The following is a 20,654-nucleotide window of genomic DNA, read 5'->3' on the forward strand; positions in this document are numbered from 1 at the left end:
CGTTGGCCCCGCCGGCCGCTGCTCCCCAACACCGCCCCCCCCCCCGCCCGGGCGCCCCCCCCCCCCCCGGGGGGGGGGGGGGGGCCCCCCCCGGGCCCCCCCCCCCCCCCCTCCCCTCCTCGTACCGTCCTAGAGCACCTTGGACAGGAACGACTTCGTCCGGTCGTGCTGCGGGTTGGTCAGTACGTCGCGCGGGTGGCCCGATTCGACCACCACGCCGTCGTCCATGAAGACCAGCGCGTCCCCCACCTCGCGGGCGAAGCCCATCTCGTGGGTCACGACGATCATCGTCATGCCGTCCTCGGCGAGACCGCGCATGACGTCCAGGACATCGCCCACCAGCTCCGGGTCGAGCGCCGACGTGGGCTCGTCGAAGAGCATCAGCTTCGGCTCCATGGCCAGTGCGCGGGCGATGGCCACCCGCTGCTGCTGGCCGCCGGAGAGCTGCGAGGGGTAGCTGTTCGCCTTGTCGGACAGGCCGACCCGGTCCAGGAGCTGGGTCGCCCGCGCGCGGGCGACGGCCTTGGACTCGCGCCTGACCTGGACCGGGGCCTCCATGACGTTCTCGATCGCCGTCATGTGCGGGAACAGGTTGAAGCGCTGGAACACCATGCCGATGTCCCGGCGCTTCAGGGCGACCTCGCTGTCCTTGAGCTCGTAGAGCTTGTCGCCCTTCTGGCGGTAGCCCACCAGCTCGCCGTCGACGGACAGCCGGCCGGCGCTGACCTGTTCCAGGTGGTTGATGCACCGCAGGAACGTCGACTTGCCGGAACCGGACGGGCCGATCAGACAGAAGACCTCGCGCGGGGCGACCTCCAGGTCGATGCCCTTGAGGATGTGCGCTGCGCCGAAGGACTTGTGGACGCCCTCGGCCTTCACCATGGCGGTCATGCCATGCCTCCCTTCGGGCGGCCCAGCGACAGCAGGTTGGCCCGGATCTTCTGCATCGGGGTGGGCGGCAGGCTGCGGCTGGAGCCTCGGGCGTAGTACCGCTCCAGGTAGTACTGCCCGACGCTCAGCACCGAGGTCATGATCAGGTACCAGGCCGCGGCGAGGAAGTACATCTCCACGGGTGACCCCGAACCGGATCCGATGTCCTGGGCGTATTTGAAGAGTTCGTAGAACTGCACGGCGGCCACCAGTGAGGTGGTCTTGAGCATGTTGATGACCTCGTTGCCCGTCGGCGGCACGATCACCCGCATGGCCTGCGGGATCACGACGCGTCGCAGGGTCTTGGCGTGGCTCATGCCCAGCGCGTGGGACGCCTCCGTCTGGCCCTCGTCGACCGAGAGCAGGCCGGCCCGGCAGATCTCCGCCATGTACGCGGCCTCGTTGAGGCCGAGGCCGAGCAGCGCCGTCAGCAGCGGCGTCATGAAGCTCGACCAGTAGTCCTTGTAGATCGGCCCGAGGTTGATGTACTCGAAGACCAGCCCCAGGTTGAACCAGACGAACAGCTGGACCAGGACCGGGGTCCCGCGGAAGAACCAGATGTAGGACCACGCGATCGACGAGGTCACCGGGTTCTTCGACAGGCGCATGACGGCCAGCAGGATGCCGCCGACCACGCCGATCACCATGGACAGGGCGGTCAGCAGCAGGGTCTGGCCGACGCCCTTGATGATCCGGTCGTCGAAGAAGTAGTCCGGGATCGCGCCCCAGTTGATCTTGCCCTGGCTGAAGGCGTAGATGATCGCGGCCAGTGCGGCGATGGCGATGACCGCCGACACGTACCGGCCGTAGTGCCGGACCGGGATGGCTCTGATCGCCTCGGGCGCGGCCACCGGGGTGGGTGGAGTGGGCGGCTGCTCGTCGGCCGGGCCCGGCTTCTCGGTGTCAATCACGGCTGATGCCTCTCAGTGCCGTAGCCCGGTCACGATCCGCCGTTCAGCTTGGCCTCGGTGACCGCACCGGCCTCGACGCCCCACTTGGCGATGATCTTCTCGTACTCGCCGCTCTTGATGATCGCGTCCATGGCCGCCTTGACGGCCTTGGTGAGCTGGTCGTTGCCCTTGGCGATGGCGATGCCGTACGGGGCCGCCTCGACCTGGTCGCCGACGATCTGGAAGTCCTTGCCGCCGCCCGAGGTCTTCACCGCGTACGCGGCGACCGGGAAGTCGGAGGAGCCGGCGTCGGCGCCGCCGGAGCGCAGCCGGGTCTGGGCCTCCAGGTCGTTGTCGTACGGCTCGATGGCGATCTTCTTGCCACCGGTGCACTTCTTCGACTCGGACTTGGCCAGGTCGTGCGAGACGGTGTTGCGCTGGACGGCGATCTTCTTGCCGCAGAGGTCGGACCAGGCCTTGATCCCCTGGTCGTCACCCTTCTTGGTGTAGATCGAGACGCCGGCGGTGAAGTAGTCGATGAAGTCGACGCCCTCACCGACCTTCTTCTTCGTCTCGGGGTCGATGCCCTCCTGGCGCTCCTTGGTGTCGGTCATCGCCGACATGGCCAGGTCGTAGCGCTTGGAGCGCAGACCCGTGACCAGCGTGTCGAACGTGCCGTTCTCGAACTGGAACTCCACGCCCAGCTGCTTGCCGAGGGCCGCGGCGAGGTCCGGGTCGATGCCGACCGTCTTGCCGGACTTGTCCTTGAACTCGACCGGCGGGTACGCGATGTCCGAGCCGACCTTGATGACGCCCTTGGACTTGATCTCGGGCGGGAGGAGGTCGGCGGGGGAGGCGGCGGCGCCGTCGCTCGCCTTCGTGGAGGCGGAGTCGCTGGAGTTGTTCTTCGTCTGGTCGCCACAGGCGGTCAGCAGCATGGTGCCGGCGACCGCGATGGCGCCGACCGCTGCGATCCGGGACTTCGCGGTCGTACGACGAGTCTTGCTTGCGGTCATGATCGGGTTCCTCCGGCAGATGAGGGTGGTGTTGCCAGGCGGTGTGGCACACGTCGTCGGGTGTCGCCGCCGTGTGCGATTACGGCATCTTGCCATTCGGACCAGCGCAATCAGGGGGCCGGTCATGTCAAAATCGGGTAACGGGCGATCCCCGATCCTCACGAGGCCGGTACACCAAGGCCGGACCTTCTATGGGGTTTCTTTCCTGCGGCCGCAGAATCTGCGGTGCGTCTCGGTCGGTGGACACTCATTCTTCGCGAGGCGGGCTTTGTCCAGATATTGGGCTATGAGTCACGTCACCGAGCGGGTATGGACTCGTCCATGACCCGGTCCGTCCGGTATGAAAGACGTTTACACCCCTCATCCGGGGCTCAGGGCGCGTGTGCGGCGCGCCCGCGCGTACGTACCTCTCTCCCCCTGCCGTGGCGGGCCAACCGCCTGGCGCAGGGCACGTACGCGGTGCCCGCCCACCCCTCCTCAACCAGGAGTGGCCACCCTCAAACGATGAAGACTTAAGGGGTCAACACCATGGCAGCGGAGATCGTCAATCCTCGCAGCGACAGCAGTACGGACAGCACCGGCAGTGCGACCGACGAGCCGTTCGATCCGGCCTTCGCCCTCCACCGGGGCGGGAAGATGGCCGTGCAAGCCACCGTCCCGATCCGGGACAAGGACGACCTCTCCCTCGCGTACACGCCCGGTGTGGCGAAGGTGTGCAGCGCGATCGCGGAGAATCCCGAACTCGTCCACGACTACACCTGGAAGTCGCAGGTCGTCGCCGTCGTGACGGACGGCACCGCGGTGCTGGGGCTCGGGGACATCGGACCCGAGGCCTCCCTCCCGGTGATGGAGGGCAAGGCGATCCTGTTCAAGCAGTTCGGTGGCGTCGACGCGGTGCCGATCGCGCTCGCGACCACCGACGCGGACGAAATCGTCGAGACCGTCGTCAGGCTCGCCCCGTCCTTCGGCGGCGTGAACCTGGAGGACATCTCGGCCCCGCGCTGCTTCGAGATCGAGCGCAAGCTCCAGGAGCGGCTCGACATCCCGGTCTTCCACGACGACCAGCACGGCACCGCCGTGGTCACGCTCGCCGCTCTGCGCAACGCCGCGAAGCTGTCCGGGCGCAGCCTCGGGGATCTGCGCGCCGTCATCTCCGGCGCGGGCGCGGCCGGCGTGGCCATCGCCAAGTTCCTGCTGGAGGCGGGGCTCGGGGACGTCGCGGTCGCCGACCGCAAGGGCATCGTCAGCCGGGACCGCGAGGACCTGACCGACGTCAAGCGGGAGCTGGCCGCGCTCACGAACAAGGCCGGCATCTCCGGGCCGCTGGACACCGCCCTGGCCGGCGCGGACGTCTTCATCGGCGTCTCCGGCGGTACGGTCCCGGAGCCGGCCGTCGCCTCGATGGCACCCGGCGCGTTCGTCTTCGCCATGGCGAACCCGAACCCCGAGGTGCACCCCGACATCGCGCACAAGTACGCGGCCGTCGTGGCGACCGGGCGCTCCGACTACCCGAACCAGATCAACAACGTGCTGGCGTTCCCCGGTATCTTCGCCGGCGCGCTCCAGGTGCGGGCGTCCCGGATCACCGAGGGCATGAAGATCGCCGCGGCGAACGCGCTGGCGGACGTGGTGGGCGACGAGCTGGCCGCCGACTACGTGATCCCGTCGCCGTTCGACGAGCGGGTCGCCCCGGCGGTCACGGCGGCCGTCGCCGCGGCGGCCCGTGCGGAGGGTGTGGCCCGGCGCTGACGTTCTGAGGCGGGGGTCGGGGGGCGCCGCCCCTTTCGGGGGCGCGCCCCCCGGACCCCCGCTCCTCGATCGCCGGTGAGGCTTGTTTTTGCGCGGCGCGTGTCACACCCGCAGCCGGTTACACCGGACCGCCGCCCGGCCTATCGTCGGCCCCATGTTCGCCGCCTACGCATCCCGCCTCGACCGCGACCACCCCCTCAACGGCCTTGAGCTGGGCGAACGCCCCGCTCCTGGCGTCCGTCCGGGCTGGACCACCGTCAACGTCCGGGCCGCCTCCCTCAACCACCACGACCTCTGGTCCCTGCGCGGCGTCGGCCTCGCTGAGGACAAGCTGCCGATGATCCTCGGCTGCGACGCCGCCGGGACCGACCAGGACGGCAACGAGGTGGTCCTGCACTCCGTCATCGGCCAGACCGGACACGGGGTCGGGCCGGACGAGCCCCGCTCCATCCTCACCGAACGCCACCAGGGCACCTTCGCCGAGCAGGTCACCGTCCCCACGTGGAACGTGCTGCCCAAGCCGAAGGAGCTCACCTTCGAGCAGGCCGCCTGTCTGCCCACCGCCTGGCTGACCGCGTACCGGATGCTCTTCACCAACGCCGGGGTACGGCCCGGCGACTCCGTGCTCGTCCAGGGTGCCGGCGGCGGTGTCGCGACCGCCGCGATCGTGCTCGGCCGGGCCGCCGGACTGCGGATCTACGCCACCAGCCGCGACGAGGCCAGGCGCAAGCGGGCCGTCGAGCTCGGCGCCGTCGAGGCGTACGAGCCCGGCGCGCGACTGCCCCACCGCGTCGACGCCGTCATCGAGACGGTCGGCGCCGCGACCTGGTCCCACTCCGTCAAGTCCCTGCGCCCCGGCGGCACGCTGGTCATCTCGGGCGCCACCAGCGGCGACCGTCCCTCGCACGCCGAACTGACCCGGATCTTCTTCCTGGAGCTGAAGATCGTCGGCTCGACGATGGGGTCCAAGGACGAACTGGAGGACCTGCTGGCGTTCTGCGCGACCACCGGGGTGCGGCCCGTCATCGACGAGGTGCTGCCGCTGGACCGGGCCCGGGAGGGCTTCGAGCGCCTCGCCTCGGGTGACCAGTTCGGGAAGATCGTGCTGACCGTCAACCAGGATTGACGCGCGAGGGCGTGTCAATGTAAGTTGACAGCTATGACCGAAGCGACGGAACTCGCCGCACGCGCCGGCGACCACGACCCCCGGGTGGGGCTGCGGTCGGTCGCCGCGCTGCGACGACTGCTGGAACAACTCGAAGCCGTACAAGTCAGAAGCGCCCGGGTCCAGGGCTGGTCGTGGCAGGAGATCGCGGCCGAACTGGGCGTCAGCCGCCAGGCCGTGCACAAGAAGTACGGGAGGCATTGATGTTCGAGCGATTCACCAAGGGCGCCCGCGCCACCGTGACCGGTGCCGTCACCCGTGCCGACCGGACCGGGGCGGGCCCGGTCACCGAGGAGCATCTGCTGCTCGCGCTGCTGGACCAGGAGGGCGGCCGGGCCTCCTTCGCCGCCGCCTCGCTGGGTCTCGCGGACCGCAGGGCGTCGGTGGAGGCCGCACTGGCCGAAGCGCGCAGGCGGGGCGGCATGACGAAGGCCGACGCCGACGCCCTCGCGGGCATCGGCATCGACCTCACCGCGATCGTCTCCCGCGTCGAGGAGGCGCACGGCGAGGGGGCCCTGCGGGACGGGCAGGCGGACCGCCGCAGACGGATCGGCGGCCGGTTCACCCGCGGGTCCAAGACGATCCTGGAGAAGTCCCTGCGCATCGCGCTCGGCCGGGGCGACGGGTTCATCGGCGAGGAACACCTGCTCCTGGCCCTGGCCGCGTCCCCCGGTGTCGTCGCCGACGTGCTCGCCGAGCACGGTGCGAGCTACGCGGCGATCGAGCGCGCGCTCTACGGGGACGGCGGCGCGCGGCAGGACCGCAGGGCGGGCTGAGGGAGGGGCGGCCCGGGTTCTCCCCCGGCCGCCCCTCGCCTCCGCGTCCCCCCTCGCCTCCGCGTCCCCCCTCGCCTCGGCGTCCCCCTGTGTCGCCCCTCGCCTCCGCGTCCCCTACTTCGTGCCGCCGTCGGGGTCCTTCCGCAGCAGCGCCCCGATGTGGGCCGCCGCCGTCGACAGGTGGCGGCGGGCGTCCGTGAGCTGCTCCTCCGTCACCCCCCGGTCCCTGGCGGCGTCCCGGATGTCGTCGCGGAAGCGGTCGAGCAGGCGGTCCAGATCGCGTGCCGGGTCACCCGTACCGCCCGAGTCCTTGCCCCAGTCCGGGTCGGCGCCGGCGGGCTCGGGCTCGGTGCGGGGAGGCCGGCCACCGGTGCGGGCGAAGCCGCCCAGCTGGCCGGTGATCTCCGCCAGGCCCTCCCGTACTCCGGCCGGCCAGTCGCCCCGGGCGAAGTGCTCCTGGACCTGGCGGGCGGCGTTCTGCATCTGCTCGCGCGCCCGGTCCTGGGCCTCCTTGGCCTGGCGGCGGGCCTGCTGGGCGTCCTCGCGGGCGCGGCGCGACTCGTCCTTCGCCCGGCGGGCCTGCTCCTTCCACTCCTGTCTGGCCTTGCGCAGTTCCTCCTTCGCGGTCCGCCACGCCTCCTTGTCGCTGAGGTCGGACAGATCGCCGAGGCCGCCGAAGTCCCCGAATCCGCCGAAGGGGGACTCCTTGCCGGCCTTCCCGCCCGGACGGGAGCCGGTGGTGTGCCGGGACTCGTCGGCGGCGGCGCGCATGTCGCTGCGCAGCTTGCCGGCCGCCCCTCGCACGTCGTCGCGGATCTCGGCGGCCAGCTCGGAGACCGACTCCCGGATCTCCAGCTCCAGATCGGCGAGCTCGCCGGTGCGGCCCGCGAGTTCGGCGCGGCCGGCGTCGGTGATCGAGTAGACCTTGCGGCCGCCCTCGGTGGCGTGGGTGACCAGGCCCTCGGCCTCCAGCTTGGCCAGCCGCGGGTAGACCGTGCCGGCCGATGGTGCGTACAGCCCCTGGAAGCGCTCCTCCAGCAGCCGGATCACCTCGTAGCCGTGGCGGGGCGCCTCGTCGAGCAGCTTCAGCAGGTAGAGGCGCAGGCGGCCGTGGGCGAATACGGGGGGCATGTCAGAGCACCTTTCCGGTCGGCTCGGCGTCGTGCGCGTCGTCCTCCGCGGGTGGGCGGCGGAGGAGGGCGATGGATCCCGAGACCGTTGTCGCCTTCAGTGTCCCGGTCCCGGAGCCGAGCGTGCCGGTGATCCGCTTCGCGCCCCACTGGCCGTTGACCCGGAGGTCCTCGAAGCCGTTGGAGACGGAGCCGCTCGCGGTGTTCGCCTCCACCTTCGCGTCCGCCGGGTGCGGCAGCCGGATGGCGACCTCGCCGGAGACGGTGGTGAGCCGGATGTCCGTCGGCTGCCCGGTCGCGTCCAGGTCGAGCACCATGTCGCCGCTGACCGACTCGGCCTGTACGGAGGTGCCGGCGCCCTCGATGACCGTCAGATCGCCCGAGACCGAGTGGAAGCGCAGGTCACCGGTGACGGCCTGGGCCTCCACGTTGCCGGACACGGTCTCCGCGCCGACCGGGCCGGCGAGCCCGACGAGGGTGGTGTCGCCGGTGACGCCGCGTACGTCCGTACGGCCGCGGATTCCGGAGACGAACGCCCCGGCGCCGACCACGCCGACCTCCACGCGCGATCCGGCGGGGACGGCGAGGGAGACGGCCGCGTTGCGGTGCCAGCCCTTGCGGTCGAACCACTTGAGGAGGCCCTGCCAGGCCAGGTCCTCGTAGGTGACGGTGAGGACGCCGTCCTGCTGGGTCACGGTCAGCGGCGGTCCCTCGATCCCGGTGACCTCGAGCCGCGTGGTCGGTTCGTCGGTGCCGACGACATTGACCGTGCCGTTGACGATGCGCACCCTGAGTGCCGTCACGGGTTCGTCGAAGGTGAGTTTCTGAGGCTCGGCGATGGCCCACGTCGACTCAGGCATGGATCTGACCTCCCGGGAGCGCGAACGACGCAACATATCGCGTCTCTTGCGGAACACGATATATCGCGGATCGGGGAAGTCAAGGCCGGCCGGGCCGGACGGTGAGGTGAGGCTGGTAGGCCAAATCGCCTTAAAGAGTGATGAATCAAGCTGAACTGTCTTACGGTGTGACGCATGGACGCGACATCACCCGTGGGCGCACTGCTGCTGTGCCGGTCAGAACCCGATGCCGTACGGCCGGTCGCCCACCTGCTGCGCGAACGGATGCTGCTCGCGCCCGCCGGGGACGGGTGGAGCGTCCTCGTGCCCGAGGGAACGCCCTGGCAGGACCGGCGTGAACGGGGCGCGGGGGAGTCCGCCGAGCCCGTCGACCGGGTGCTGGGCGGCTGGGCCGCCGCACTCGCGGTCGGCTCCACCTGGCCGGTCCTCGCGCTCTGGTGGGACGGCGACCGGGCCGGGTACACCCTGGCGGGCGGCTTCCGCCGGCCGGTCGGCTACGTCTGGCTCGCGGACGGGACCCCGGTGGGCGAGGACGAGGCGATGCGTACGTTCGCCGAGCGGCTCGGCCTCGATCCCGTACCGGACGTCCAGGCGCTCGAAGCCCTCACCCGCCCCGACCCTCAGGCGGACGCCCGCACCCGGCTGCGCGGGCTGCTCGCCGTCCTCACCCGCATCGGGCTGACGCTCCCGGCCGGCCTGGACCCCGGCGAACCCGCCGCCGCGCTGACCGCCGGAGCGGGTGCCGGGCCCGAGGCCGAACGGATCGCGTGGGCCGGCTGGCGCGATGCGGTCAGGGTCGAGCTCGACGCGGTCGAGAACAGCCGCATGGGCCCCTGGATGCGCGGGCCCCGGGCCCGCGCCCTGGCCGGCGCCCAGCTGGCCGCCGGACTCCCGCTCGCCCTCTGGGGGGCCGGCCGGCGCAGCGGCGGCTGGGTCTTCGCCGGGGCGTTGCTGATGGCGCACGGCGCCCTCGGCCTCGCGTACGACCGGATCAGGGGCGAGGGGCCGGACGGGGCCTGAACGTCCGGTGCTGATCAGTCCTCGTCTTCGTCCTCGTCGTCCAGCCGGGCCAGCCAGGTGGCAAGGCGCTCGACAGGCACCTCGAAGTCGGGGTTCAGATCGACGAAGGTGCGCAGCTGCTCGGCGAGCCACTCGAAAGTGACCTCTTCCTCGCCTCGCCGCTTCTCCAGCTCCTCGATACCGCGGTCGGTGAAGTACATGGCGCAAGTTTAGTGAAGCGCGTTGGCCCCGCACGCCGCAGGTCGTCGTGAAGCCCGCCACGCGCCATGCCCCGAGAGGCCTCGTGGAGGACGCCACCGTACGCACCCGCCGCCCGGCGTCCGGGTGCGGCCTGACGGGTCCCTCCGGGCCCTTTCCCCGCTGGGCGGCCGACCCGAACGCAGGAGGGCGCTCCCGGCCGTGCGGACCGGCCGAGAACCGGCCCGCCGAGCATCTGCGTCATGTCCAACTACCTCGCATCGGCCGACTACGGCCGTTAACCTGCGGGTAGTTGGGGAACGGGGGGTGTCATGAGCGACAGTGTGGCCCGTATTACGCGCATTGAGATGCCGGACGGCACGCCGGTCTGGGCCCGGATCTCGGGAGCCGAGGAGCTGGACGGTCCGGCACCCGGGTCCGGTCCGACGTACACGGACACCGGGTTCGGTGACATCGCGGACCAGGTGCAGGCCCGGGTCGAGAGCCTGCAAGGCGTGGTGACCAGCGTCGCGCGTTCGCTCGCCGTGCCGCTGCGCGCCGTGCGGCCGGACGAGGTCAGCGTCGAGTTCGGGATCGAGCTCACCGCCAAGTCGGGCCGGATCGTCGGGCTCCTCGCGGACGGCGAGGCCAAGGGAGCCATCAAGGTCACGCTCACCTGGAACGGCGGCGGACCGCCCGTCGACCCGCCCCCGCCCGCGCCTGCCCCCGTACCCGCGCCTGCCCCCGTACCCGCGCAGGCCCCCGTGCCCGCCGGGACACCGGCGTACCCGCCACCGGTTCCGTTCGCGCCCCCGGGAGCCCCGCCGGTCGCACCGGCGCCCGCGCCCCCCGGCCCGCCCGCCGGTGCGTCCCCCGGCGCCCCGGCGCATCCGGACGGGGCGGACGACACCGACGGCGGCGGGGCATGAGCCCCGAGGGCGACGGGGGCGCAGAGGGGGGCCCGGGGCAGTCGGAGACTGCTCTCATGGGCCTCGTGCATGACGCGACCGTGCGCATCCATCGCGCCGGGGCCGGGTATGCCCATGACGGACCCGGCGGGGAGTTCCTGGGGAGCGGTTTCTTCATCGCCCCGAGCTGGATCCTCACGTGTGCGCACGTGGCGATGCGGGGGGAGGGGGGCGTGGTGAGCGTGTGGTTCAAGAAGGACCGCTACAGCACCGAACTGAGCGAGGTGCCGGGCAAGGTCGTCGTCGCGATGCCCGGCGCCCGCCCGCAGGGCCTCACCGGCTGGCCGGCTCCCGACCTCGCGCTCATCAAGCTCCAGCGGCCCGTCGATCACACCTGCGTGTACGTCACCGAGCGCTCCGAGGCCATGCTCCGCAGCCGGGAGATCCACTGCGTGGGCTGGGCGCCCTCGCAGGGCGGCGGGCTGCTGAAGCGCAGCGGCGTCTGCGTGGTGAAGGGGTCCTACGGCGCGTCGGACGACGCCGAACAGGTCGTCCGGCTCGACGGGGACTGGCTGGAGCCGGGCATGTCCGGCGGGCCCGTGGTCGATCTCGCCCGGGGGGAGGTGGTCGGGGTGATCAAGTCGCGGCTCGACAACCACCAGGGCGGAACGGCCGTGGGGATCGAGCGGCTGCGCACCCTGAAGGTGCTGTCCGCGCCCGTGGAGACCGAGGCCGACGACACCTACCAGTCCGTCTTCCACGCCCACGACCGCTACCACGCGGACCGGCACAAAAGCCCGGCCAGCACCGGGCGGACCTGGGCCGACGTGCAGAGCGAGCTGGCCTCCCCGCCCGGCGGCGTGCTCGGCCCCAAACGGCGGACCGTCCTGCTGGGGCGGCTCGCCGAGTTCCCGCCCCCGGTCAGCACCCGCGCCCTGCTCCTCATCCTGGACGCCCTGCCCGGCGTCCACTCCCGTGACCACCGCCCGGCCCCCCGCGGCTGGCGCGACGGTCTGGGCGCGCTGTACGACACCCGCGCCCGCGACCGGGACGCCCCGCTCGAACTGGTCCTGCGGTACTGCATGGGCGTCCTCGCGGCCGACCGGCCCTTCGACGTGCCCTCCACCAGGACCGCGGCCAAGTCGCTGTGGGAGTGGGTGAACCGGATCGCGGAGGAGGAGCTCTCCCGGGACTTCCGCCGGCAGCTCGCCATGGAGTGGGCGGCCGTCCGGCTCCGCCTGGAGGAGAACCGCCGCCGCGCCGCCGTCCGGACGGGCGAACCCGTCCGCCACGGCGAACGCCCCTGTGTCCTGCTGGCGCTGGAACCCCAGGGCTGGGCCCGGGACCGCTACGACTGGCGGATCGGCGTCGTCCGCCACACCGGAGAGATGCTGCCCGTCGACGAGGACAGCCAGGGCGCCGTGCTCGACCCGCTGCCGGACCGGCTCGCGGCCGCGCTGACCGAGGCCTTCCGGCAGTGCGACGAGCCGGGCAGTCCCGCCCTGCTGCAGGTCGCCGTCACCCCCGCGCTGTTCGGCCTCGATGTCGACCGCTGGGAGCTCCCCTCGGACGGGCTGCCGCTCGGCGTCCTGCGCCCGGTGGTCCTGCGCAGCTCGGTCCACGGGCCGGCCGAGGAGCGCCTGGCCCGCTGGAAGCTCACCCCGGGCGCCGCGACGCGGGCCGAAGTCGTCGACTGCGAGAACGAATTGCGGGTACGAGTACCGGAGGTCGCGCAGCTGCGCACCCTGGCCAATGACAGCGTGCCGGTGCTCTGCCGTTACGGCAGCCGGCCGGACCCCGAGATCACGGCCGGGGCGGTCCGGGTGCTGGAGACCGGCTTCGGAGTGGCCCTGCTGCAACGGCGGCCGACGGAGACCGACACGGTCTGCCGGGAATTCCACCGACGGGTGACCGAGGCCGTGTCCGACGCCCGGTCCCGTGACGGACTGCCTCTGAAAATGCTGGAGTTGAGAAAAGCAGTGAGTGCGGAACGTACCGAGACGTACTGGTCCGACGGAATCACCCTGTTCTATGACGATCCGCACCATCCGCTGCCCGGTTCGGACGAACTCCTGGAGGCGCCGTGACCGGACGCGCCGTTCATCACCCGAAGGACCACGCCGGTCCCCTTACGGGGGGTGCGCCTGATCGCTACGGTAAGGCACGTTCGACGGCTGCCGTCCCCGGCGGACCAGCTGCCGTCCCCGGCGGACGAGTGACACAAGGACCACGCTATGAGTGAACCCAGTGAGTGGCTCATCTACCGCGGAATCGGTGAACCGCACGACGGATTACCACAGTTGCCGCCCCCGCCGCCCTGGCGTGACTTCTCCGGCGGCCGGGGCGTCCCGGCGGACGGGAGTGACTCGGCCGACCGCCGGCTCGGCATCCCGGGGCGCGTCGCGGAGGAGCACCGGCCGGGCGCCGAGGAGCTCGAAATGATCAACGCCGCGCTGTATCTGCGGCGGCCGCTGCTCGTCACCGGGGACCCGGGGGCCGGGAAGAGCACCCTGGCCCACTCCGTCGCCCGCGAACTCGAATTCGGCAAGGTGCTGCGCTGGCCCATCGTCAGCCGCTCCACGCTGCTGGACGGCCTCTACCACTACGACGCGATCGCCCGGCTGCAGGACGTCCAGATCGCCTCGCACGCGGCTGCGGGCGGCGGCGCCGGATCCGACTCGGCCCAGAACGTGGGCAGTTACATCCGGCTCGGCCCTCTCGGCACCGCCCTGCTGCCCTCGGACCGGCCCCGGGTGCTGCTCATCGACGAGCTCGACAAGAGCGACATAGACCTGCCGAACGACCTGCTCAACGTGCTGGAGGAGGGCGAGTTCGCCATCCCCGAGCTGGAGCGGATCGTGGACCGGCTGCCCGACGGCGAGGCGGACGTGCTGGACCACGACGGCAACAAGGTGCGGATCAAGGGCGGCCGGGTGCAGTGCCGGGCGTTCCCGTTCGTCGTCCTCACCAGCAACGGCGAGCGGGACTTCCCGGCACCCCTGATGCGCCGCTGTATCCACCTGGAGCTCGACCGCCCCGACCACAAGCGCCTGGCCTCCTTCGTCAAGGCCCATCTGGGCGAGGAGGCGGCCCGCTCCAGCGAGGACCTCATCACCCGCTTCCTGGAACGATCGCGCAGTGAACTCCTCGCCACGGACCAGCTGTTGAACGCCATTCATCTCACCCAGGCCGCTGCGCCGGCCGGCCGCGACCGGCTGGCCGAACTGCTCATCCAGCGGCTCGACCGGCCGAGGTGAGGTACTGATGCCCGGGGCGGACGACGCCGTCGCACGGCCAGGCGCGGCCGGTGCCTCGGAGCCGTATGCCTCGGAGCCGTACGGCGCGGAGCCGCTGCAGGAGCTGGTGGCCCGGCTGCGCGGGGCCGGGCTCGACCCCGATGCCGAGCAGCTCTGCGACGCCCTCTGGCTGGCCCGGCTGACCGGTCCGCCCGGCGGCCCGGAGCAGGAGCCGGACGAGTCGGGGGCGCCGGCCGCGGACGTCCGGAGCCACCCGGAGCAGGACGGTCCGGGCGTCCGGGACCGGCCGGGCGCGAAGGGCGGCCGCGCCGCGGACACCGGCCGGCCCGGCGAGTACCGCGAGCCGGCCGACCCGCCGGCCCGGGACGGGCGCATCGCCCTGTACCCCGTCCCGGGCACCTCGGGATTCGGGGACGGGCAGGACGGGGGCGTCCCCCCGGCGGGCCGGAGACTCGCCGCGCCGGGCCGCGCCGCCGAACTCCCGCTCGGCGTTCCGGCCGCCCCCGCCCTGCCCGCACCCCTGGAACTCACCCGGGCACTGCGCCCGTTGCAGCGCTACCGCCCGGTCTCCGCCCCGCTGCGCCGCGCCCTGGACGAGACGGCGACCGCCGACCTCAGCGCCCGTGCGGGAGGCATGGTCATGCCGGTGTTCCGCGGCGTCGGCCGGGGGGACGCGATCCTCCAGTGCGTCATGGACGCCTCCTCCTCGATGCTGGTGTGGGACCGGATGTTCGCCGAACTGCAGCAGATCTTCAGCCGGTTGGGTGCCTTCCGGGATGTTCAGGTGCGATATCTGCACCAGGGCCCGGACGGCGGCTGCACGGTCAGCCGCAGCTCCGACCCGGCCAATGCCCCGCTGCACTCGGCCGACCGGCTCAGCGATCCGACCGGACGCCGGGTCACCGTGATGATCAGCGACTGCGCGGGGCCGCTCTGGCGCAGCGGACGCGCCCACCGGCTGCTGCACCAGCTCGCCCGGCAGGCCCCGGTCGCCGTGCTCCAGCCGCTGCCGCAGCGCATGTGGAACCGCACCCGGCTGCCGGTCACCTTCGGTTCGCTCTCACGCGGGGACGGACTCGCGGGAGCCACCCTGCTGAAGGTCACCGAGGACGCCGGAACCGGCACCGCCGTCCACCCCGGCGCCCTGGCCGTCCCGGTCCTCCCGCCGGTGCCGGGCGCGCTGGCGGCCTGGGCCAGGCTGCTCTCCGGCACCGGTGCGGCACGGATCTCCGGAGCGGTCGGCTGGGTGCGGGCCGACCAGCCGGCGGCGGCCGTCCAGCGCTCCGGCTCCACCCTGTCCTCGCTCCAGCTGGTCAGCCGCTTCCGCTCGGCCGCCTCGCCCGCCGCCGGGCAGCTGGCCGTCTACCTCGCGGCCGCGCCCCTCTACCTCCCGGTGATGCAGCTCGTGCAGCGCACCATGCTGCCCCAGTCGGGCCCGTCCGAACTGGCCGAGGTGCTGCTCAGCGGTCTGCTCCTGCGCGTCGAGGGCACCGGCGGCCGGTACGGCCAGTGGTACACGTTCGAGCCCGGCGTCCAGGAAGCGCTGCTCGGCCCGCTGGGCCGGGACGAGGCACTGCTCGTGCTCAAGCACTGTTCGCAGTACATCGAGACGCGGTTCGGCAAGGGCGGGCCCAACTTCCCGGCCCTCGCCTTCGCCCAGCTCGGGGACGCGGGGGCGGGCCCCTTCCCCCTCGACGCCCGCGACGCCGGCAGGGGCGCCACGCGCCCGGCGGCCGAGGAGAGCGACGACCAGGAAGAGAGCGAGGACAGCGAGGAGAACGAGGCGGACGAGGCGCCCGAGAGGGGCGACGGCCCCCGCGTGCCCCACGCCTTTGCCGAGGTCGCAGCCCGCGTACTGGAGCGATTCATGCCTGTGCCCAACAGATTCGTGATCCCGCCGAAGCTCCCCGCCGCCGGCGCCGCCTCGGCCGTGGAGCGGGCCCGCGAACTGATGCGGCAGTTCGAGGCCGACAAGATGGTGCAGCGCCTGATCGACGCGGTCCAGCTGCTGCGGGGCGCCGCCGAGAACGGTCCGCGCCCGTCCGCGGACCCCGAACTCTGGGCGCAGTACGCGCGCTGCGTCCTGCGCCTGTGGGAGGTGCGGGGCGGCGGCGAACTGCTCCGCGAGGCCGAGCGCGCCGCCGAGCGCGCCGCCTCGGCACCCGGCGCCGTACGCGAACGGGCGGTGCTGGCCAAGGTGCTGCACGCCGCGGCCGACGACCGGCGGCGGCGCGGTGACCGGCGCGGCGCCCTGGAGCTCCTGCGGCGCGCCGACCGCGAGTACACCGCCGCCTGCGCCGCCCCCGGTCTCCCGCCGGCTGAGGCCCTGGCGCTCACCCTGGAGCGGGTGCGGGCCCTGGAGGCGCAGTGGCGGCTCGACGGCGACAGCGCCCTGCTGCAGAGCGCCTGCGGGATGCTGGAGGCCTTCGCGGACTCCTGGCCCGACCAGGAGAACCGGCCGGCCGCACTCCCGCTCCAGCACGGCCGGACGCTGCTGAAACTGGCCGGCGCCACCGAGGACACCGAACAGTCCAGGGAGTTCGCCCGGCAGGCCGCCCGTTCGCTGCGCACGGCCTTCGCCCAGGGCGGCCGGCACACCATGGGCACCGAGGTCCGCATCGTGCTGGACCTGGTGGACGCGCTGCTGGCCTCCGGCGAGGAGCCGGACGAGGCCGCGGCCCTGACCGCCCAGGCCCTGGAGACCGTACGGGAGCAGCGCCAGCGCGCCCAGCTGCAGACCAGGGCCGGACGGGTCCGGGTCGCCCGCTACGAGCACACCGGCGACCCGGACGAACTCGTGGCGGCCGCGGACTGGTTCACCCGCGCGGCCCGCGGCATCCCCCGCGATTCCCGGGCCCACACCGACCTGCTGGCCGAATGGGGCGGCACCCTGCTGCGCCGCGCCGAACTCCCGGACGGCGGGCCGCACATCGGGGCCGCGGTGCGGGTGCTGCGCGACTGCCGCACCGAGACGCCGGCCGGCGGCGCGGACCAGTCGGAGCGGCTGCTGATGCTCGGCCGGGCCCTGATGCTGCGGCACCGGGCGACCGCGGACCGGGTCGACCTGCGGGAGGCCGAGTACCTCTTCGGGCTGGCCGCGCAGGAGGCCGCGGCCCCGCTGACCGCGGCGCGCTGCTGGCTGGCACTGGGCAGGGCGCTCCTGGAGGCCGCCGACGTACTGGTCAGGCCGACCCGGCGCGACGAGGCGGCGGAGGCCTTCCGCTCCGCCGCCGCCTGCGCCGCGACGGCCGAAGCGGAGCTGGAGAGTCCGCAACAGCTCGGGGAGTCAGTGGAGTTGGGTGCTACAGCCAACCACTGGCGGGGTATGACGTATGAGAGAGCGGGGCGCCCCCGGGCCGCGCGAGAGGCGTACCGGGCGGCCCGCCTGGAGTGGCGCAAGCTGCCGGACGGCGGCGGCGCGGCGGGCGACCGTACCGCCGAGCGGCTGGCCGAGCTGGAGCGCTGAGTGCTCAACGACGAGCACCCGGCACAGCCGCGCGCCCGGACGGGGTACGGGCACGACCGGCGCGCGACCGGCGCCGGCCGGGGCGCGGGCAGAGGGACGAAGCGGGTCAGGGACGCGGGACCGGCGGTGCGCGCTCAACGGCGAGCGCGGCGCGGGCGGCCCGCTGCTGAGTACGGGGAGGCGTGATGGACGAGTCGACACGTAACGAAGGGGCGGATGTGCCCGCGGGCACGGGCGGTGGTGAGTCCGCAGCCGCGGGCGCGCTGCCGGATCTGCTGGGTCTCGATCTGGAGACCCTGCGGACCCTGCGCCACCCGGTGCTGTCGGAGGTGGTCGCGGACCTGCGCGGCCGGGCCGAACAGCCCCGGGAGATGCTCTGGGGGTTCAACAACGCCTTCTGAGCCGGGCGGCCCCGCCGCGCCCCGCCCCGGACCCGCACGGTTTCGGCCCGGGGCGCGGCCGATCAGGACATCATCGACCGGGACGGGTCTGCCCGCGCCGGCGCCGGGGATACTCACCCCGGGCCGGTGCCGGTGACCGTCCCGGCAGACGACCAGCACGGGGGTGCCGGAGTGGCCCGACGGGCGATGCCACAGGGGGAGCGGCGGTACGCGGACGGGAGCGGCGAGCCGTTCCCGGGAGCCGGGCCGCGCCCGGAACCGGCCGACGGCCGCGCGGGCCCGTCCGCACCCGTACCGTTCGGGCAGTTCATCGTGAAGGTGCACGGCCGCTGCAACCTCGCCTGCCGCTACTGCTATCTGTACGAGGGCCCGGACCGCACCTGGCGGGACCGGCCGGCCGCCGCCGCGCCCGCCGTCCTGGAGCGCACCGCGGACCGGATCGCGGAACACGCGGCCGCCCACCGGCTGCTCCACGTCGCCCTGGTGCTGCACGGCGGCGAACCCCTGCTCGCCGGCCCGGACCGGCTGGCCGCACTCGCCGACCGGGTACGGGAGCGGGTGCCCGCGGGCTGCACCGTCCACGCCACCGTGCAGACCAACGCGACGCTGCTCACCGACGCGGGCGTCACTGTGCTCGCCCGGCACGGCATCAGCATCGGCATCAGCCTGGACGGCGGACTGGCCGCCCACAACACCCAGCGCACCGACCACGCGGGCCGCCCCTCCTGGCCCGCCGCCGCACGCGGCGCCCGGCTCCTCGCCGACCGGCACCCCGGCGCGTACGCGGGCATCCTCACCGTCGTCGACCCGCGCACCGACCCCGTCGAGATGTACGAATCGCTGCTCGCCCTGCGCCCGCCGGCCCTGGACCTGCTCCTGCCGCACGGCAACTGGACCAGCCCGCCGCCCGGACTGCCGGACCCGGCGGGCATCCCCACGGGCCACGGGTCGGGCCGCGCCACCCCGTACGGCGACTGGCTGTGCGCCGTCTTCGACCGCTGGTGGCCGGCGGCCCGGCGCGAGACCCGGATCCGGCTCTTCGAGGAGTGCGTCGCCCTGCTCCTCGGCCTGCCCGCCGCCACCGAATCCCTGGGGCTCGACCCCATCAACGCCGTCGTGGTCGAGACCGACGGGTCGATCGAGCAGGTCGACTCCCTCAAGTCCGCCTACGACACGGCCGCCGCCACCGGACTCGACGTGTTCCGCCACACCTTCGACGACGCCCTGCGCCACCCCGGCGTCGCCGCCCGCCAGGCCGGAGCCGGCGCGCTCGCCGCCGCCTGCCGGGCCTGCCCGCTGCTGACCGTCTGCGGCGGCGGCCACTACGCACACCGCTACCGCGCAGAGAACGGTTTCATCAACCCGTCCGTCTACTGCGCGGACCTCGAACGGCTGGTCCGCCACGTCGCGGACCGGCTCGCCGACGCAACCGCAGGAGACCCCCCATGAGCCCCGCCATCCCCGATCGCGTACTGCGCGAACTCGGCCGCACCGAGGGCGACACCGACTCCCTCGGCCTGCTCGTCCGCGACCAGGACACCCGCCGCCTCGTCCTCCTGCGGGCCCTGCTCGACGCCGCGGAGGCCGCCCCCACGACCGTGTGCCCGCCCGAAGCACTGGACCGGCTCCGCGAGGACTGGGCGCTGCTCGAAGCGGCCGAACGCGCCGGCCGGGCCGCCGTGCGCACCGTGCTGTTCCACCCCATGGCCGGCCCCTGGGCGCAGCGGCTGCTGGGCGGCCTCACCGCGACCACCGCCGCAGGACCGGAACTCCACACCGACCTCGCCCACCTCGGCGCCCTCGCCGCGGCCGCAGCGGTCCGGGCCGGGCTGCCCTGCACCACCCGGCTCACCGCCCGCGAAGGACTGCTCTCGCTGCCCACCCTGGGGGCGGTACGGGTGGGGCCCGGCCCGGTCGGACTCGGCTACGACGGAAGCGAGATGACGCTCCGCCCGGCCGGCGCCCCACCCCTGTCGGTACGGGCGCTGCCCGACGGCACCATGAGCTCGGCCGATCCGCGCTGGCTGCCGGTGCTCACCCTGCCTGCCGTACTGCCGGGCACCAGCCCCGTACCGCTGGACGACCTCGACCCGTACCGCACCCGAGGCACCGGCCTGGAACGCCACGGGCTGAGCGCCGCCACCCACATCGACGACCACGAACGCAAGGCCTGGACCGAGTCCTGGTCCGGGGTCGAACCGCTGCTGCGCGTGGGCGGCGAGCACCGGCTCACCGAGGCGGCCGTCCTGCTGCGCTGCCTCGTGCCGCTCGGACCGCCGCCGGGGTCCGGGCCGACCGGGCAGGGCGCGGCCCACTGCAGCGGCACCCGGCGCGAGGCGTTCGGCGCGGTCCTCAGCAGCAAGCCCGCCACGCCCGCCTACTTCGCCTCGACCCTCGTGCACGAACTCCAGCACACCAAGCTCGCCGCGCTCGGCGCACTCGTCAGGCTGCACCACGAGGACGCCACCCCACGCCACTTCGCACCGTGGCGCTCCGACCCCAGGCCCTTCGACGGACTGCTCCAGGGCGCCTACTCGCACCTGGCCCTCGCCGACTACTGGCAGCGGTTCGCGCTCGGAGCGCGGCGGGTCACCCACCGCGATCTGGCCTGGGCGGAACACGCGCGCTGCCGCCAACAGGTCGGCGCCGTAATGCCGGTGCTGGCCGGATCGGCCGCGCTGACCGCCGAGGGCCGGGTGCTCGTCAACGAGATGATCACCGTCTACCACCGTCTGGAGGATTCGCCGCCACCCACGGGTCACCTGGCTCGCGCGGAGGCCTATGTGAGCACCGCCAAGGTGATATGGCAGCAGAGGAACGGATCATCCGGGAGCTGAGCGGCCAGGTGATTCCGGCCGGAGCGAGCGGCTCCGGTGTATCTTGAAAGAGCTCGCAACGAGGTCAGGGAG

Annotated in this window: 18 protein-coding genes; 12 read left to right on the top strand and 6 right to left on the bottom strand. The window is 73.1% G+C overall.

The window, feature by feature from the left end; all coding sequences use genetic code 11:
• Positions 1-129: 129 nt before the first annotated feature.
• The 3 genes from ACGFU6_RS33970 to ACGFU6_RS33980 are packed head-to-tail and all read right to left on the bottom strand — an operon-like array spanning position 130 to position 2,836.
• Positions 130-891 (bottom strand): amino acid ABC transporter ATP-binding protein, encoded by a 762-nt coding sequence (locus ACGFU6_RS33970; RefSeq protein ID WP_393616421.1) that lies wholly within the window; start codon positions 889-891, stop codon positions 130-132.
• The gene (locus ACGFU6_RS33975; RefSeq protein WP_393616422.1) at positions 888-1,841 is read right to left on the bottom strand and encodes an amino acid ABC transporter permease; all 954 of its coding nucleotides are present in this window, start codon (positions 1,839-1,841) and stop codon (positions 888-890) included. The genes ACGFU6_RS33970 and ACGFU6_RS33975 overlap by 4 nt, the downstream gene beginning before the upstream one ends.
• A gap of 29 nt (positions 1,842-1,870) precedes the next feature.
• Positions 1,871-2,836: an ABC transporter substrate-binding protein gene (locus ACGFU6_RS33980; RefSeq protein WP_393616423.1), complete on the bottom strand. Its 966-nt coding sequence runs from the start codon at positions 2,834-2,836 to the stop codon at positions 1,871-1,873.
• Positions 2,837-3,364: 528 nt separating this feature from the next.
• Here ACGFU6_RS33980 and ACGFU6_RS33985 point away from each other — a divergent pair.
• The 4 genes from ACGFU6_RS33985 to ACGFU6_RS34000 all read left to right on the top strand — a co-directional run bounded on the left by ACGFU6_RS33985 (position 3,365) and on the right by ACGFU6_RS34000 (position 6,526).
• Positions 3,365-4,585, top strand: coding sequence for an NADP-dependent malic enzyme (locus ACGFU6_RS33985; protein ID WP_123523613.1), 1,221 nt, complete (start codon positions 3,365-3,367; stop codon positions 4,583-4,585).
• A 154-nt stretch (positions 4,586-4,739) separates the two neighbouring features.
• The gene (locus tag ACGFU6_RS33990) at positions 4,740-5,711 is read left to right on the top strand and encodes a zinc-binding dehydrogenase (RefSeq protein ID WP_393616424.1); all 972 of its coding nucleotides are present in this window, start codon (positions 4,740-4,742) and stop codon (positions 5,709-5,711) included.
• A gap of 33 nt (positions 5,712-5,744) precedes the next feature.
• Positions 5,745-5,954, top strand: coding sequence for a sigma factor-like helix-turn-helix DNA-binding protein (locus ACGFU6_RS33995; protein WP_123523611.1), 210 nt, complete (start codon positions 5,745-5,747; stop codon positions 5,952-5,954).
• Positions 5,954-6,526 (top strand): Clp protease N-terminal domain-containing protein, encoded by a 573-nt coding sequence (locus ACGFU6_RS34000; protein ID WP_393616425.1) that lies wholly within the window; start codon positions 5,954-5,956, stop codon positions 6,524-6,526. Before ACGFU6_RS33995 ends, ACGFU6_RS34000 begins: the two co-directional genes overlap by 1 nt.
• 114 nt (positions 6,527-6,640) lie before the next feature.
• Here ACGFU6_RS34000 and ACGFU6_RS34005 read toward each other — a convergent pair whose 3' ends face one another.
• Both ACGFU6_RS34005 and ACGFU6_RS34010 read right to left on the bottom strand, forming a co-directional pair.
• Positions 6,641-7,657 carry a helix-turn-helix transcriptional regulator gene (locus tag ACGFU6_RS34005; protein WP_393616426.1) on the bottom strand — a complete coding sequence of 339 codons (1,017 nt, stop codon included), beginning with the start codon at positions 7,655-7,657 and terminating at the stop codon, positions 6,641-6,643.
• Between the two features lies 1 nt (position 7,658).
• Complete coding sequence (locus ACGFU6_RS34010) at positions 7,659-8,516, bottom strand: DUF4097 domain-containing protein (RefSeq protein WP_393616427.1); 858 nt, start codon at positions 8,514-8,516, stop codon at positions 7,659-7,661.
• A gap of 174 nt (positions 8,517-8,690) precedes the next feature.
• Between ACGFU6_RS34010 and ACGFU6_RS34015 the strand changes: the two genes are divergently transcribed.
• Positions 8,691-9,536, top strand: coding sequence for a hypothetical protein (locus ACGFU6_RS34015; protein ID WP_393616428.1), 846 nt, complete (start codon positions 8,691-8,693; stop codon positions 9,534-9,536).
• Positions 9,537-9,550: 14 nt separating this feature from the next.
• Here the strand turns inward: ACGFU6_RS34015 and ACGFU6_RS34020 are convergent, their stop codons facing one another.
• Complete coding sequence (locus ACGFU6_RS34020) at positions 9,551-9,736, bottom strand: DUF6104 family protein (protein WP_064729792.1); 186 nt, start codon at positions 9,734-9,736, stop codon at positions 9,551-9,553.
• Positions 9,737-10,045: 309 nt separating this feature from the next.
• On the opposite strand from ACGFU6_RS34020, the gene ACGFU6_RS34025 reads away from it, so the two are divergent.
• The 7 genes from ACGFU6_RS34025 (at position 10,046) to ACGFU6_RS34055 (ending at position 20,582) form a co-directional block, all read left to right on the top strand.
• The gene (locus ACGFU6_RS34025; RefSeq protein WP_393616429.1) at positions 10,046-10,642 is read left to right on the top strand and encodes a CU044_2847 family protein; all 597 of its coding nucleotides are present in this window, start codon (positions 10,046-10,048) and stop codon (positions 10,640-10,642) included.
• A 56-nt stretch (positions 10,643-10,698) separates the two neighbouring features.
• Positions 10,699-12,708, top strand: a complete 2,010-nt coding sequence (locus tag ACGFU6_RS34030) for a trypsin-like peptidase domain-containing protein (RefSeq protein WP_393616430.1) — start codon at positions 10,699-10,701, stop codon at positions 12,706-12,708.
• Positions 12,709-12,855: 147 nt separating this feature from the next.
• Positions 12,856-13,878, top strand: a complete 1,023-nt coding sequence (locus ACGFU6_RS34035; RefSeq protein ID WP_393616431.1) for an AAA family ATPase — start codon at positions 12,856-12,858, stop codon at positions 13,876-13,878.
• A gap of 7 nt (positions 13,879-13,885) precedes the next feature.
• Positions 13,886-17,344: an SAV_2336 N-terminal domain-related protein gene (locus tag ACGFU6_RS34040; protein ID WP_393616432.1), complete on the top strand. Its 3,459-nt coding sequence runs from the start codon at positions 13,886-13,888 to the stop codon at positions 17,342-17,344.
• Between the two features lie 185 nt (positions 17,345-17,529).
• On the top strand, positions 17,530-17,745 hold the full coding sequence (fxsA, locus tag ACGFU6_RS34045; protein ID WP_393616433.1) for an FxSxx-COOH cyclophane-containing RiPP peptide: 216 nt from the start codon (positions 17,530-17,532) through the stop codon (positions 17,743-17,745).
• A 186-nt stretch (positions 17,746-17,931) separates the two neighbouring features.
• Complete coding sequence (locus tag ACGFU6_RS34050) at positions 17,932-19,194, top strand: FxsB family cyclophane-forming radical SAM/SPASM peptide maturase (RefSeq protein ID WP_393616482.1); 1,263 nt, start codon at positions 17,932-17,934, stop codon at positions 19,192-19,194.
• On the top strand, positions 19,191-20,582 hold the full coding sequence (locus tag ACGFU6_RS34055; RefSeq protein WP_393616434.1) for an aKG-HExxH-type peptide beta-hydroxylase: 1,392 nt from the start codon (positions 19,191-19,193) through the stop codon (positions 20,580-20,582). The genes ACGFU6_RS34050 and ACGFU6_RS34055 overlap by 4 nt, the downstream gene beginning before the upstream one ends.
• The last annotated feature ends 72 nt before the right edge of the window (positions 20,583-20,654 follow it).

The sequence above is a fragment of the Streptomyces sp. NPDC048462 genome (genome assembly GCF_043200175.1).
GTDB lineage: Bacteria > Actinomycetota > Actinomycetes > Streptomycetales > Streptomycetaceae > Streptomyces.

Excerpts from the sequence above, each read along its gene's own strand:
- ACGFU6_RS34040 (WP_393616432.1), top strand. The coding sequence starts at position 13,886 with ATGCCCGGGGCGGACGACGCCGTCGCACGGCCAGGCGCGGCCGGTGCC.
- ACGFU6_RS34010 (WP_393616427.1), bottom strand. The coding sequence starts at position 8,516 with ATGCCTGAGTCGACGTGGGCCATCGCCGAGCCTCAGAAACTCACCTTC.
- ACGFU6_RS34005 (WP_393616426.1), bottom strand. The coding sequence starts at position 7,657 with ATGCCCCCCGTATTCGCCCACGGCCGCCTGCGCCTCTACCTGCTGAAG.
- ACGFU6_RS33995 (WP_123523611.1), top strand. The coding sequence starts at position 5,745 with ATGACCGAAGCGACGGAACTCGCCGCACGCGCCGGCGACCACGACCCC.
- ACGFU6_RS34000 (WP_393616425.1), top strand. The coding sequence starts at position 5,954 with ATGTTCGAGCGATTCACCAAGGGCGCCCGCGCCACCGTGACCGGTGCC.
- ACGFU6_RS33990 (WP_393616424.1), top strand. The coding sequence starts at position 4,740 with ATGTTCGCCGCCTACGCATCCCGCCTCGACCGCGACCACCCCCTCAAC.
- ACGFU6_RS33980 (WP_393616423.1), bottom strand. The coding sequence starts at position 2,836 with ATGACCGCAAGCAAGACTCGTCGTACGACCGCGAAGTCCCGGATCGCA.
- ACGFU6_RS34030 (WP_393616430.1), top strand. The coding sequence starts at position 10,699 with ATGGGCCTCGTGCATGACGCGACCGTGCGCATCCATCGCGCCGGGGCC.
- ACGFU6_RS34025 (WP_393616429.1), top strand. The coding sequence starts at position 10,046 with ATGAGCGACAGTGTGGCCCGTATTACGCGCATTGAGATGCCGGACGGC.
- ACGFU6_RS34055 (WP_393616434.1), top strand. The coding sequence starts at position 19,191 with ATGAGCCCCGCCATCCCCGATCGCGTACTGCGCGAACTCGGCCGCACC.
- ACGFU6_RS34035 (WP_393616431.1), top strand. The coding sequence starts at position 12,856 with ATGAGTGAACCCAGTGAGTGGCTCATCTACCGCGGAATCGGTGAACCG.
- ACGFU6_RS34015 (WP_393616428.1), top strand. The coding sequence starts at position 8,691 with ATGGACGCGACATCACCCGTGGGCGCACTGCTGCTGTGCCGGTCAGAA.
- ACGFU6_RS33970 (WP_393616421.1), bottom strand. The coding sequence starts at position 891 with ATGACCGCCATGGTGAAGGCCGAGGGCGTCCACAAGTCCTTCGGCGCA.
- ACGFU6_RS34020 (WP_064729792.1), bottom strand. The coding sequence starts at position 9,736 with ATGTACTTCACCGACCGCGGTATCGAGGAGCTGGAGAAGCGGCGAGGC.
- ACGFU6_RS33985 (WP_123523613.1), top strand. The coding sequence starts at position 3,365 with ATGGCAGCGGAGATCGTCAATCCTCGCAGCGACAGCAGTACGGACAGC.
- ACGFU6_RS34050 (WP_393616482.1), top strand. The coding sequence starts at position 17,932 with ATGCCACAGGGGGAGCGGCGGTACGCGGACGGGAGCGGCGAGCCGTTC.
- fxsA (WP_393616433.1), top strand. The coding sequence starts at position 17,530 with ATGGACGAGTCGACACGTAACGAAGGGGCGGATGTGCCCGCGGGCACG.